The 12,854-nt window shown below is 62.5% G+C and carries 19 protein-coding genes; 13 read left to right on the top strand and 6 right to left on the bottom strand.

What is annotated here, in order from left to right; genetic code table 11:
- The first annotated feature begins 10 nt into the window (after nt 1-10).
- The 10 genes from BJG93_RS03325 (at nt 11) to ureG (ending at nt 7,085) form a co-directional block, all read left to right on the top strand.
- Entirely contained in the window at nt 11-370 is a 360-nt protein-coding gene (locus BJG93_RS03325; protein WP_231337430.1) for a hypothetical protein, read from the top strand.
- A 60-nt stretch (nt 371-430) separates the two neighbouring features.
- On the top strand, nt 431-628 hold the full coding sequence (locus BJG93_RS03320; RefSeq protein WP_027196931.1) for a hypothetical protein: 198 nt from the start codon (nt 431-433) through the stop codon (nt 626-628).
- 70 nt (nt 629-698) lie between these two features.
- Nucleotides 699-1,568: an urease accessory protein UreD gene (locus BJG93_RS03315; protein ID WP_027196930.1), complete on the top strand. Its 870-nt coding sequence runs from the start codon at nt 699-701 to the stop codon at nt 1,566-1,568.
- Between the two features lie 216 nt (nt 1,569-1,784).
- On the top strand, nt 1,785-2,597 hold the full coding sequence (locus tag BJG93_RS03310; protein WP_027196929.1) for a transporter substrate-binding domain-containing protein: 813 nt from the start codon (nt 1,785-1,787) through the stop codon (nt 2,595-2,597).
- A gap of 126 nt (nt 2,598-2,723) precedes the next feature.
- The gene (gene ureA, locus BJG93_RS03305; protein WP_008923043.1) at nt 2,724-3,026 is read left to right on the top strand and encodes an urease subunit gamma; all 303 of its coding nucleotides are present in this window, start codon (nt 2,724-2,726) and stop codon (nt 3,024-3,026) included.
- Between the two features lie 25 nt (nt 3,027-3,051).
- Nucleotides 3,052-3,357, top strand: coding sequence for an urease subunit beta (locus BJG93_RS03300; protein ID WP_027196928.1), 306 nt, complete (start codon nt 3,052-3,054; stop codon nt 3,355-3,357).
- Between the two features lie 76 nt (nt 3,358-3,433).
- Nucleotides 3,434-5,140, top strand: a complete 1,707-nt coding sequence (gene ureC / locus BJG93_RS03295) for an urease subunit alpha (protein WP_027196927.1) — start codon at nt 3,434-3,436, stop codon at nt 5,138-5,140.
- A 2-nt stretch (nt 5,141-5,142) separates the two neighbouring features.
- Nucleotides 5,143-5,745 (top strand): urease accessory protein UreE, encoded by a 603-nt coding sequence (gene ureE, locus BJG93_RS03290; RefSeq protein WP_027196926.1) that lies wholly within the window; start codon nt 5,143-5,145, stop codon nt 5,743-5,745.
- Nucleotides 5,732-6,412, top strand: a complete 681-nt coding sequence (locus BJG93_RS03285; RefSeq protein ID WP_027196925.1) for an urease accessory protein UreF — start codon at nt 5,732-5,734, stop codon at nt 6,410-6,412. The genes ureE and BJG93_RS03285 overlap by 14 nt, the downstream gene beginning before the upstream one ends.
- A gap of 19 nt (nt 6,413-6,431) precedes the next feature.
- On the top strand, nt 6,432-7,085 hold the full coding sequence (gene ureG, locus BJG93_RS03280) for an urease accessory protein UreG (RefSeq protein WP_027196924.1): 654 nt from the start codon (nt 6,432-6,434) through the stop codon (nt 7,083-7,085).
- A 17-nt stretch (nt 7,086-7,102) separates the two neighbouring features.
- On the opposite strand, the gene BJG93_RS03275 is transcribed toward ureG, so the two are convergent.
- The 6 genes from BJG93_RS03275 to BJG93_RS03250 form a co-directional block, all read right to left on the bottom strand.
- On the bottom strand, nt 7,103-7,999 hold the full coding sequence (locus BJG93_RS03275; RefSeq protein ID WP_162162790.1) for a DMT family transporter: 897 nt from the start codon (nt 7,997-7,999) through the stop codon (nt 7,103-7,105).
- A 301-nt stretch (nt 8,000-8,300) separates the two neighbouring features.
- The gene (locus tag BJG93_RS03270) at nt 8,301-9,017 is read right to left on the bottom strand and encodes an O-methyltransferase (protein ID WP_027196922.1); all 717 of its coding nucleotides are present in this window, start codon (nt 9,015-9,017) and stop codon (nt 8,301-8,303) included.
- Nucleotides 9,018-9,122: 105 nt separating this feature from the next.
- Nucleotides 9,123-9,419 carry a 4Fe-4S dicluster domain-containing protein gene (locus BJG93_RS03265; RefSeq protein ID WP_027196921.1) on the bottom strand — a complete coding sequence of 99 codons (297 nt, stop codon included), beginning with the start codon at nt 9,417-9,419 and terminating at the stop codon, nt 9,123-9,125.
- A gap of 2 nt (nt 9,420-9,421) precedes the next feature.
- Entirely contained in the window at nt 9,422-9,739 is a 318-nt protein-coding gene (locus BJG93_RS03260) for a hypothetical protein (protein ID WP_027196920.1), read from the bottom strand.
- A gap of 12 nt (nt 9,740-9,751) precedes the next feature.
- The gene (locus BJG93_RS03255; RefSeq protein ID WP_027196919.1) at nt 9,752-10,333 is read right to left on the bottom strand and encodes an RNA polymerase sigma factor; all 582 of its coding nucleotides are present in this window, start codon (nt 10,331-10,333) and stop codon (nt 9,752-9,754) included.
- Between the two features lie 52 nt (nt 10,334-10,385).
- Nucleotides 10,386-10,784 (bottom strand): VOC family protein, encoded by a 399-nt coding sequence (locus BJG93_RS03250; protein ID WP_082194608.1) that lies wholly within the window; start codon nt 10,782-10,784, stop codon nt 10,386-10,388.
- A 222-nt stretch (nt 10,785-11,006) separates the two neighbouring features.
- On the opposite strand from BJG93_RS03250, the gene BJG93_RS03245 reads away from it, so the two are divergent.
- From BJG93_RS03245 to BJG93_RS03235, 3 genes are all read left to right on the top strand, one after another.
- Nucleotides 11,007-11,276 carry an energy transducer TonB gene (locus tag BJG93_RS03245; protein WP_322786948.1) on the top strand — a complete coding sequence of 90 codons (270 nt, stop codon included), beginning with the start codon at nt 11,007-11,009 and terminating at the stop codon, nt 11,274-11,276.
- 226 nt (nt 11,277-11,502) lie between these two features.
- Nucleotides 11,503-11,895, top strand: a complete 393-nt coding sequence (locus BJG93_RS03240) for a DUF2917 domain-containing protein (RefSeq protein WP_027196918.1) — start codon at nt 11,503-11,505, stop codon at nt 11,893-11,895.
- Between the two features lie 230 nt (nt 11,896-12,125).
- Nucleotides 12,126-12,848, top strand: coding sequence for a helix-turn-helix transcriptional regulator (locus tag BJG93_RS03235; protein WP_027196917.1), 723 nt, complete (start codon nt 12,126-12,128; stop codon nt 12,846-12,848).
- The last annotated feature ends 6 nt before the right edge of the window (nt 12,849-12,854 follow it).

The following is a 12,854-nucleotide window of genomic DNA, read 5'->3' as shown; positions in this document are numbered from 1 at the left end:
GGTGGACACCATGGACGACGAAAAACAGCTCAGACGCGAGTTCTACAACAACCCCGCTTCGTATTGCAGGGTGATGAACGTCGTGTCGGCAGTCACTTTTGGGCTATTCGAGGTCGATAGCGGCGGTACCGTCGGCATGCTGTCGGTGCGCTGGGAGAAGCTCGGCAACGAACTCGCGCCGCAGCTGCACGCGTACTACGACAGCTGGCGCGTGCTCGCATCGTTCCCCGACGTTCTCGCGAGAATGGCCGACATGACCGGGCCGTCGTGTTCGCCGCAAGCCTTCTGTCAGCTATTGCTTGATTGCGGATTCATCGATCGCGCGGAACGGGGTGCGGACGATCACGCCGCGCCGACACTCGTGCGCTAGCCACGGCCGTGATACGGTCCGGGTTAGCGGCACAACATCGTTCCACAACGGAGAAAAAACATGTCGGTGACGGTTCACGTCGAATACCAGTACTGCCAGCATGGCAAGAAAGCAGTCCAGACAGGCAGCGACTCGTTGACCGTCGAGGAAAACACGCCCCGCGCGATTCTTGCGCTGCTACGGCTGCTGCATCCGCAGTGGGAGGGCATCAAGGTGCTGGCGGTGACCGAGGCCTCGCCTGAAGGCACCGCGTCGTAGTCCTACCGCGGGTTCCGCGCTTCGACACGCGTGCTATTCTCGCCGCACGCCGATTCCCCCACCCATCCGCATGTCGCTTCACGAAAACCACGCCACGCTCGCCGACGCGCCCACGCCGTGGCGCGCGCGTCTCGAACTCGGCTTCGTCGGCGGCGACGCTCGCACGACGCTCGCGCACCGGCTGCACGATGGGCCGCTGCGCGTGCAGCGGCCGCTCTACCCGGAAGGCCCGGCGATCTGCCACGCGGTGATCGTGCATCCGCCCGGCGGTGTCGCGGGTGGCGATCAGCTCGACATCGACATCACGCTCGCCGCGCACAGCCATGCGGTGCTGACCACGCCGGGCGCAACCAAGTGGTACAAGTCGAACGGCCGCGCGGCGCGGCAGCGCATCGCGCTGCAGGTCGGCGAGCACGCGAAGCTCGACTGGCTGCCGCAGAACAACATCGTGTTCGATCACGCCAACGCGCAACTCGATTTTTCGCTGACGCTCGCCGACGGCGCGAGCGCGATCGGCTGGGACGCGACGCAGCTCGGACGGCAGGCGGCCGGCGAACGCTGGTCGGCGGGTAGCTTGCGCACGCTGTCGCGAATCGTCGGCGCGAATGGCGAGCTGCTGTGGTTCGAACGCGCGAGCCTCACCGCCGACGATCCGCTGCGCGACGCGCCGCAAGGTCTCGCCGGCTTTCCGGCCTACGGCACGTTGTGGGCGGTAGGCGCCGCGTGCGACGACGCGCTCGCCGAATCGCTGAGCGCGCAACTGCCGTTCGACGATACGTTGCGAGCGGCCGCCTCGTGCGTGACGAACGGCGTGCTGCTCGTGCGCGCCGTGTCGCGCTCGATGGAATCGCTGCAGCACGCGCTCACGCGCTGCTGGCTGCAATTGCGGCCGGTCGTGCATGGTGTTGCGGCGGTGCCGTTGCGGATCTGGTCGACCTGAGAACGCGTCCTCTTTATCTTCATCCACTCTTCGCGCACCAAGCCGGCGCGGGCCCACGCACCAACGCTGTGCGCGAGCCGGGCTCAGCGCGCCGCCGGCCATAGCGCAGCGCGATGGCACACAGCTTGCATTGCATTCGCCACCTCGCGGCCGGCCTCGATGAAGCCAGCGACAACCCGACACCAACGACACGACCACCACCCACGCTCCCGCCCCATGATCCGCACGCTCCCCCGCTCCGCGCGCCGCGCCTTGCTGACCGCATTGCTCGCCCTGCCCATCGTCGCCAACCTCGCGTTTCATGCGCGCGACGCGCACGCCGACACGCTCGACAACATCGCGAAGGCCGGCGTGCTGAAGGTCGCCGTGCCCGAGGACTATCCGCCGTTCGGCTCGGTCGGCGCCGACATGAAACCGCAGGGCTACGATATCGACACGGCCGCGCTGCTCGCCCGAGCGATGAACGTGAAGCTCGAACTCGTCCCCGTCAACAGCGCGAACCGCATTCCGTATCTGCAAACGGGCAAGGTCGACCTCGTGATCTCGTCGCTCGGCAAAACGCCTGAGCGCGAGAAGGTGATCGACTTCTCGAGCGCCTACGCGCCGTACTATCAGGGTGTGTTCGGCCCTGCCGATCTCAAGGTCAGCGGTCCCGCCGATCTCACCGGCAAGACCGTCGGCGCGACGCGCGGTGCGCTCGAGGAAATCGGTCTCACGCAAATGGCGCCGAACGCGACGATCAAACGCTTCGAGGACAACAACGCGACGATCGCCGCGTTCCTGTCCGGCCAGGTGCAGCTGATCGCGGCCGGCAATATCGTCGCTGCCGCGATCCTTGCGAAGAATCCGCCGCGCCGTCCGGAGCCGAAGTTCGTGATCAAGAACTCGCCGTGCTTCGTCGGCATGAACAAGAACGAGCCGCGCCTGCAGCAGAAGGTCGATGCCGCGATCGCGCAGGCCAAACACGACGGCACGCTCGCCGCGATGTCGAAGAAGTGGTTCGGCGCACCGCTGCCCGCCGATCTGTAATGCCGCGAGCGCGGTTGCAGACGGAGTTGTAAGCGCGCCGTTAGCCGGGCTTGATACCGTAACCGGCTGATGGCGCGACGCGACGAGCGCGCCGCCACGACACATCAACGCCGAGACCCCCACCCGATGAAGCTGACACCTCGCGAGAAGGACAAGCTGCTGATCTTCACCGCCGCGCTGCTCGCCGAACGGCGCCGCGCGCGCGGCCTCAAGCTAAACTATCCGGAGGCGGTCGCCTTCATCACCGCCGCGCTGATGGAAGCCGCGCGCGACGGCAAAAGCGTGGCCGAGGTGATGCACTACGGCACCACGCTGCTCACGCGCGCCGACGTGATGGAAGGCGTGCCCGAGATGATCCCCGACATCCAGGTCGAAGCGACGTTCCCGGACGGCACCAAGCTCGTGACCGTCCATCATCCGATTCCCTGAACTCCCCACCGTCAAGGCAGGCCTCATGATTCCCGGCGAACTCCTCATCGACGACGGCGAGCACGAACTGAACGCTGGCCGCGCGACGCTCACGGTGGTCGTGTCCAATACCGGCGACCGTCCGGTGCAGATCGGCTCGCACTATCATTTCTACGAAGTGAACGATGCGCTGTCGTTCGATCGCGAAGCGGCGCGCGGCTTTCGCCTGAACATCGCGGCGGGCACGGCGGTACGCTTCGAGCCCGGTCAGGAGCGCACGGTCGAACTCGTCGCACTGGCCGGCGAGCGCATCGTCTACGGCTTCAACGGCAAGGTGATGGGCAAACTGTGATGCGCTGCCTGCACCCTGGCGTTTCGACCGCCCTGCTTTGCCTTGCCATGCCTCTCGCTCATTCCGGACCCACACCATGACATTACGCATTGGCCGCCGCGCGTACGCGGAGATGTTCGGCCCCACCACCGGCGACCGCGTGCGCCTCGCCGACACCGAACTGCTGATCGAGATCGAGCGCGACTTCACGACCTACGGCGAAGAGGTCAAGTTCGGTGGCGGCAAGGTGATTCGCGACGGCATGGGCCAGTCGCAGCGCGTGCATGCCGATGTCGTCGATACCGTCGTGACGAACGCGGTGATCCTCGATCACTGGGGCATCGTCAAGGCCGACATCGGCATCAAGGATGGCCGCATCGCCGCGATCGGCAAGGCTGGCAATCCCGACATCCAGCCGAACGTGACGATCGCGATTGGCGCCGCCACCGAAGTGATCGCGGGCGAAGGGCTGATCGTGACCGCGGGCGGCATCGATACGCACATCCATTTCATCAGCCCGCAGCAGATCGAAGAAGCGCTCGCGAGCGGCGTGACGACGATGCTCGGCGGCGGCACCGGCCCCGCGACCGGCACGAATGCGACCACCTGCACGCCGGGGCCGTGGCATCTCGAACGCATGCTGCAAGCGGCCGACGGTTATCCGATGAACCTCGGCTTTCTCGGCAAGGGCAACGTGAGCCAGCCGGCACCGCTCACCGAACAGATCGCCGCGGGCGCGATCGGCCTGAAGCTGCACGAGGACTGGGGCACGACGCCCGCGGCGATCGACAACTGCCTGTCGGTCGCCGACGATACCGACACGCAGGTCGCGATCCACACGGATACGCTGAACGAAGCGGGCTTCGTGGAAACGACCGTCGCCGCGTTCAAGGGCCGCACGATCCACACGTATCACACCGAGGGCGCGGGCGGCGGCCACGCCCCGGACATCATCAAGGTGTGCGGCGAGGCGAACGTGCTGCCGTCGTCGACGAATCCGACGCGGCCCTATACGGTCAACACGCTCGATGAGCATCTCGACATGCTGATGGTGTGCCATCACCTCGATCCGTCGATTGCCGAAGACATCGCGTTCGCCGAATCGCGGATTCGCCGCGAGACCATCGCCGCGGAGGACATCCTGCACGACCTGGGCGCGCTGTCGATGCTCTCTTCGGATTCGCAGGCGATGGGCCGCGTCGGCGAAGTGATCATCCGCACGTGGCAGACCGCGCATAAGATGAAGGTGCAACGCGGCGCGCTGCCCGAGGACAACGCACGGCACGACAATTTCCGCGCGAAACGCTATGTCGCGAAGTACACGATCAATCCGGCGATCACGCATGGCATCGCGCATGAAGTCGGTTCGATCGAGCCTGGCAAGTGGGCCGACCTCGTGTTCTGGGAACCGGCGTTCTTCGGCATCAAGCCGTCGCTGATCCTGAAGGGCGGCATGATCGCGATGGCGCAGATGGGCGACCCGAATGCATCGATTCCGACGCCGCAGCCCGTGCACTATCGCGAGATGTTCGCGACGCGCGGCGGCGCGCTGAGCCGCACGTCGCTGACCTTCGTCTCGCAACTCGCCGCCGATGCGAACATCGCCGAACGCTATGGTTTGCATAAACGCATCGTCGCGGTGAAGAACTGCCGCAACGTGACAAAGGCCGACATGATTCACAACGCGTGGCGCCCGAACATCAGCGTCGATCCGGAAACCTATCAGGTGATCGCCGACGGTCAGTTGCTGACCTGCGATCCAGCCACCGTGCTGCCGATGGCGCAACGCTATTTCCTGTTCTGATCATGCGTACACTGAACAAACTTCTCGCGCCGCATCTGAAGATCGCGCCGGTGCTCGTCAAGCGTGCGCCGAGCCTGACACTCGCGTTCGATGAACGTCGCAAGAGCCGTCTTGCCGCGACGCTCGATAACGGCGAGGAAGTCGCATTGCTGCTGCCGCGCGGCACCGTGCTGCGCGACGGCGACGTGCTCGTTGCCGACGATGGCGGGCTCGTGCGTGTGGTGGCGGCGCATGAAACCGTGCTTTACGTACGAGCGCCGAATGCGTTGACGTTGACGCGCGCCGCGTATCACCTCGGCAATCGCCATACGCCAGTCGAAGTGGGCGCCGATTATCTGAAGCTCGAATACGATCCGGTGCTGGCCGACATGCTGGCGCGCATCGGTGCGACGGTCGAGCAGGTGTCGCTGCCGTTTCAGCCCGAAGCCGGTGCGTACGGCGGCGGACATAAGCATGGGCACGACGAGACGTTCGCCGAGGACTATGCGATCGCGCAGCAGGTGTTTGGCGAGCATCATGGGCATGAGCATCCTCACGACCATGACCACGTGCACGACGAATCGTGCGGACATGGACATCCACCGCATCGTCATGCGCATCGCTGAACTCACCGCGCTGCTGCATCTCGCGTCGCCGGCGCTGCCGATCGGCGCGTTCAGCTATTCACAGGGTCTCGAAGCGGCGATCGAAGCGGGCTTGATCACTGACGCCGAGTCCGCGCGCAGATGGATCGACCGCGGCCTGACCGACGTGCTCGCGCGCGGCGAATTGCCGTTCCTCGCGCAGCAGATGGAACGCTGGCGCAGGCATGACGCCGTGGAACTCGCTAACGCCAACGCCGAATTTCTCGCCAGTCGCGAGTCCGCTGAACTGCGCCGCGAAACCGAGCAGATGGGCTGGTCGCTGCGACAGCTGTGTGTGTCGCTCGAATGGGGCGATGCGGCAAGACGCGCGACGCTCGCGTCGCTCACGCCGCTCGCGCAGCCGAGCGCGTTCGCCTTCGCCGCCTATGCGCACGATGCCGCAGTCGATGCGGCGCTCGCCGCCTACGCGTTCAGCTGGGTCGAGAACCAGGCGGCCGCCGCGTTAAAGGCGGTGCCGCTCGGCCAGCTCGCGGGACAGCGCATCATCGTCGCGCTGCGCGAGCCGATCGACGCGGCCGTCACGCGCGCGCTCGCGACCTCGCGTGATGACCTCAACACGTTCGCGCCGCAGCTCGGCATTCTGTCGGCGCGCCACGAGTCGCAGTATTCGCGGCTCTTCCGCTCGTAGCACGATTCCACGATCCATCATGAACGCACTTCATCATTCCGCTTCCGCCACCCCGGCCCGCACCAAGAAGCTGCCGCCGCTGCGCGTGGGCGTCGGCGGCCCGGTTGGCTCGGGCAAGACCACGCTGCTCGAAATGCTGTGCAAGGCGATGCGCGACCGGTACGACCTCGTCGCGATCACGAACGACATCTACACGAAAGAGGATCAGCGGCTGCTGACGGTCGCGGGCGCACTACCGGCCGAGCGCATCATGGGCGTCGAAACGGGCGGGTGCCCGCACACGGCGATCCGCGAGGACGCGTCGATCAACCTCGAAGCGGTCGACCGCATGCTCACGCGCTTTCCGAACGCGGACATCGTCTTCATCGAATCGGGCGGCGACAACCTCGCGGCGACATTCAGTCCGGAGCTGTCGGACCTGACGATCTACGTGATCGACGTCGCGGGGGGCGAGAAGATTCCGCGCAAGGGCGGGCCGGGGATCACGAAGTCGGACCTGCTGGTGATCAATAAGACGGATCTTGCGCCGATGGTGGGCGCGAACCTCGATGTGATGGCGTCGGATGCGAAGAAGATGCGCGGCGACCGGCCGTTTGTGATGTGTAATCTGAAGGTGCTCGAGGGCCTTGACGACGTGGTGAAGTTTATTGAGAAGAAGGGGTTGTTGGTGTGAGCGGTGGGTTTGGGCCATCAGCGTTTGAGCAGCTCGCGCGCTGAAAGCCAGATCCCCGCAATCGAGAGCGCCATACCAAAAGCTTGGCTCAATGGGGGCAGCGAACGCTGATAAAGGCACACGTAAGCGATACCGAAAATTGTCTCGAGCACGATCAACTGGCCGACGAGCGTCATAGGAAGTGCATGCGACGCCCTGTTGAAGAGAATCGTTGCAAGCCAGGACGAGCCCACACCGAGAACCAGCGTGACCGCAACGAACAGGACAAGTTCATGTCGGTGAGACGCCGACGCCGCGGGCATAAGATTTCCTGTTTTGATCGCTTCGAAACCGGCTATGGCAGCCGCCAGAATGAATGTTGCGACACCGATCGCGCTGGACCAGTGTCCACTTGAAATGGCGGGATTCTCGCGCAGGAACCGCGAGTTCGAGATTGCGTACCAGGTCCATACGATCACCGTCACCGCAATGGCAGCGACGCCCGGCCAGGAAAAACGCAACGAATGCGCCAGAAGGCCGCTCTGGACGACCACGACAACACCGAGACCTACCGTGATCATTGCAAACGGCACAACAAGACGGCGCCATGTCGCAGTCGGTAGATGACGGTTACCCGCAATCGAAACGCAGATAGGCAAGAGGCCGATCATTGGAATGCACACCTCGGCACCCGTGTCCTGTATTCCGAAGCTGACCAGAATCGAAAAAAGGATATTGCCGGCTAAGCCATACGCCCCTGCGCGGACCCAGGCACGCATGCGGAGAGGCCTGGCGCTGTAAGTCGAAAGCAGAACTGCGATCGAAACGATTCCGTAAAAGAAAAATCGCCCAAACGTGATCTGCATCGGCGAATATGCGCTTAGGATCAAAGGTGCAACGAACGATACCCCCCAAAGTGATGTCGCGACGATCATCAGAAGCGTCGCACGATAGAGTGACCCGGGATGACCCTGTCGCGCACCTGGGACGTCCATAGTGATCTTCCATGCTGAATGGTCTGTTACGTGCGGAGCTTCGCCTGCGAAATGAAGACAGTGCCGAGCAGGCGAGAGAGAGAGATTGCAGTCTAACTCAAACGAACTGGTCGCCAAGCAACGATGATGTAAGGTGACCGCGCTCATCCACGAGCCTCCGTTCACCGTCAGCACGGGCCGCGTCGCAATAGCGGTGACGAACGTCATCCGCGCCGACGCGCGCGAAAAGCCCTTCATCAGCTTAAGAAACGACGACCGTAAATTCGATCCCCGATTCAAAGTCCAGCGTCGTGGTCGAAAAGCGCGGATCGTCGTCGAGATAGTGCTTGTAAGGCCGAACGGCGTCCTCGGCTGTGTACATGTTGTCGGCGAGAACGATAGATCCCGGGCGTAGCAGGCGTTCAATCTGCTTGAACAGATCCAAATAGAGGTTGGCCCATACGTCGATAAACACGATGTCGAACGTGCCGTCCAGTTCGGAAACGGTCTGGAAGACATCGCCCTCCCGCAGGTCGACATAAGCGTCTACACCCGCCGTTCCGACGTGTGCCCGAAGTTGTGCGCACTTAACAGCATCGAATTCAGTCGCTACGACCACACCACTGCCTAACGTGCGAAGGGCCTCGGCGAAATACAGCGTGGACACACCGCAGGAACTGCCGAGCTCGAGGATTCGAGCCGGCTTGTGCGAAAGCACCATGTTGCGTAAAAACCGTCCCGTTTCCGCTGACACGGCTAACGATAGAGAAGTATCTTGCGAGGATTGGAAGTCTTCGCTCGATAGCCCGAGCGTTTCGAGAAACCGTCCACGCAGTCGAGGTGCGACCGTTTCGTATTCCTCCGCGAGAATCAGAAACTCCTCGCTCGATCCTCGGAATTGCGCCTGTGCGCGGGCTATCACTTCTGTCTGGCTCTGTTCATGAAGCCGCCGCAGTAGAGCTGTGGTTGCTGATGTCATGTGCGCTCCTTGACGAGATCGAGAATGCCGATGACGTATGCAACGACTGACCGCAACGTTAAGCGGCCTACGCTGCCCTTCAACCATCAGCCAAAATGTGTAGCGCTATGCCGTTCTGGCGAGCTTGATCGCGTGTTCAGGGCATGCCGTCACGCAAAGACCGCATGAGCGGCAGGCGTGCGCGTTCGGTGTATAGGCGACCTTCATTCCATGCACGCGCAGCTTGAGGCGGTGCATCAAATCGAGGCTGCGATAATCGACTTCATCGATGCGCCGGATCTCAAACACATTCTCAGGGCAAACCGCTAGGCAATCGCCCTTGCCTTCGCAACGTCTCAGGTCGACGACTGGCACAATCACGCCCGGCTTCTGTTTGCAGTCGCCCATTGATTTCTCGCGCATGGTCAGTCTCCCGCGCGTGGTGCGCGGCCCGATTGCCATGCGGTCTTGAAATGCTCCCGTTCTTCGGGCGTCATCGCTTCCCATTTGCGCCAGTGACGCCGTTCGCGCCAGCCGCCATGTCCGCGGAATCCGCGGAATCCGCCAAACAGGATGCGGCTCAAAACCAGCAGGCCTAACGCGTGGGCGAAGTCGATCGCACGGGCGCCAACGAATAGCGCCGGAATCACCCAATTCCATAGAGTCATGACCACCCATCCGAGCACGCCTATGGCGACCACGACAAGCAGCGCTTTGCCCGCACATCTGATTCGAAAATTCATCCGTCGACTCCTCTAAATATCCAGTTCGTCATAAATGGTCTGCAGTCGGGCGCGCAGATGCAAGACCGCGTAGCGTTTGCGCGCAAGCAGCGTATTGAGCGTGACACCGCTTTGCGCCGCCAAGTCTTTGAAGGGCCGCCCCTCCAGCTCGTGCGCGATAAATACCTCACGTTGATTCGGCGGCAACTCATCGAGCGCATCCTGCAAGGCCTTGAGCAATAGAGCGCGCGCGTAGAGAGCTTCGGGACCTGCATCGTGCGCCGGCAGCGCGAGATCGAGGCGATAGTCATCGCTAGCGTCGTCTTCCGCCTCGAACACATCGGTCAGCGGTTGCTCTTTCTTCTTGCGAAAACGATCGATGATGCGGTTGCGCGCAGCCCGGAAAAGCCACGCGCTCGCCTGTTCGATCGGAGCGGGAAGCCGGTAAGCCTGCACAAATTCGTGAAATACATCCTGCAGGATGTCCTCGGCGTCGTCCGGGTCCCGTATTCGACGCCGGATAAAATTGACGAGCCTCGTGCGCTCACGCACCACGGTCGCGGTGATGTCGCTGTCTCGGTCGGTCATCGGCTGCGAGGTGGGTGGCGGTTCCATGCGTCTGAAGACGTTTCAGGAGCGCGAATATTGTGGTGAGCGGGAAAAAAAACTACTGCGTGACGGGAAGATGACAACAAACGCAAATCTTGTTTCCCTCCGGGTCCCGGAAGTACGCCCCGTAATAGTCCGGGTGGTAGTGCCGTCGTAAGCCGGGAGGACCTTCGCAAGAACCGGAATGTGCCAGCGCGCTCGCGTATGCTTGGTCGACCGAACGACGATCCGGCGCAAGCAACGCCACCATTTGCCCGTTTCCGCGTTCCGCTGAGTTGCCGTCATAGGGCCTGCCAATAAGAAAGAGCGGACGCGGCATACCGTCAGCCATCCAACCCGCCCACGGTCGATCCGGGTCGCAAAACTTCAGCTGATGTCCCAGTTCGCTCATGATGACCGAATAGAATTTAAAGGCTCGATCAAAGTCATTAACGCCAATAAAAACGTGCGAAATCATCTTGATCTATTCCTGTTCGGTCCGCGATGTCTTTGCACATTATCACGGTAGATTTTGCGTTCGGTATCGGTTGTGGCGTGAGGGGAAAAAGCCGCTGCGATCCGAAAGCAATCTCCAGGCAATCATGTCACGTTATCTGTCACTGGAGACGGAGAGCGATGAACAGCTTCAGGACCCCGCGGACTTCCGGGCAACAGGCCGTTGTGTCGACAGTGTTCGACTATGCAGAAGCGGTCCGACGACGCGTGCGTCCACACATCGTCTGGGATGGACCCTGTTCACGGTGAAACGACCGTCGAAGTGCGTTGCTCGTCTTCGGGCAACCTCGAGTCGGTGAGAATTGTTCGCTCGAGCAGCGACGCGAACTGGGACAAAGCCGCTGTCGCGGCAGTCAGACAAGGCGAGGAACTCTCCGCGCGCCGACGGCCGCATGGCCGGCTCGGTGCGAAATCCTTAATCGAGTGTTTGCGAAAAATCTCAATTTCTTATTGACGGTCTCTGCGAGCCCAATACATACTCATCCGCATGCAAACGCCCTTTTCTTTCGCCACCGCGATTTACCCCCCGACGCATGCGTGGAATCATGCAGCGTCGGGGGCGTGTGGACATTAGCGACCAGCAGCAACGCAAAAGTCACGAGGCCCCGCCGGAAACGGATGGGGCTTTTTTCTTGCCTGGATGGCGCCTCCGTCTGCCGGCTTCACTGACGGAGAAGAAGATGGAAGAAGCCAGCCAGCAGTTCCTGTATCCCTGTTCGACTCGAGGCGGCGCGCGCGCTGCGATTTCGCTGCCGCGTGTAGTAGTCCACTTCGCGGTGGAGTCGGCGACGACCGTGACGTGGCGTATCGCCGCCGACTCTGAATTGCGTGTGCACGGCCAGGCGCGGCTATGGCTGACGCGCCACTGCTCTCCCTACGACTACTGGCTGCAGCCCGGCGAATCGATCAGCCTGGAACGCGGCGAGCGTGTCTGGTTGAGCGTCGAGGACCAAGCGTGCGCGGAAGTGTCGATCACGAGTCCGCACGTCGAGCGTCATCGCATGCTGCGACGGTGGCTCGCGCGTTGGCGCGAGCGGGTCTTCGACATCGGGACGGCGCGCAGAGGGCGTTGACGGCCGTTTCGCTCAAACGCCTGCGATGGCAGGCGGTTCACGCGCGCACGGATGACGACGACGGGATCTGCGGCGTACCGGCCACGAACGCCGCAGAGCTGATTCAAATAGAGCCGATCCGTGTTGCCGTTCGTCGCGGATATCGGCCCTGCCGGCTATCTGGCCGCCTATGCAGGCGCGCGCGCAAGATAATCGTCGATTCATTTCAGTGTCGATATCAGGATTCACGTATGTCCCGCTCCGAGCGTCTCCTTCATCTCCTGCAAGTGCTGCGTCGTTATCGACGTCCCGTGCGCGGTCAAGCCCTGGCCGAGGAACTCGGCGTGAGCCTGCGCACGCTGTATCGGGACATCGCCAGTTTGCAGGCGCAAGGAGCCATGATCGAGGGGGCGCCGGGCATGGGTTACGTGATGAAACCGGGCTTCATGCTGCCGCCAATGATGTTCCGCTCGGAGGAACTCGACGCCCTTGTTCTTGGCATGCGCTGGGTCGCTGATCGCTGCGACGAGACGCTATCGACCGGAGCGCTGAGCACGCTTGCGAAGATCGCCGCCGTACTGCCCGCGGAACTGCGTCGCGAGCTGGAGGAATCTTCGCTGCTGGTTGGCGCGCCGTTGAAGAGGCCTGCCCACACAGTCTCGCCTGACCTTCTACGTGCCGCAGTCCGAGCAGAGCGAAAGCTGAATATCACTTACGTGGACGGCAGCGGTATTCACTCGCAGCGTGTAGTTTGGCCCTTTGCCCTCGTTTATTTCGACCAGGCGCGGGTGCTGATGTGTTGGTGCGAGCTCCGCGCTGCTTTTCGAAATTTCCGTTCGGATCGGATCTCGAACGTCGACCCGTTAGAACAGCGCTACCCCAAAAGGCGGTCAACACTGCTTCGTGAGTGGCGTAGGCTCAATGGCGTCGCCAGCCGCACCGTACTGCCAGAAACTGACAGTATCGATCGTTAGACTGAG

Source organism: Paraburkholderia sprentiae WSM5005, assembly GCF_001865575.2.
Classification (GTDB): Bacteria; Pseudomonadota; Gammaproteobacteria; order Burkholderiales; family Burkholderiaceae; genus Paraburkholderia; species Paraburkholderia sprentiae.
This window is presented reverse-complemented; position numbering and strand designations above follow the sequence as displayed.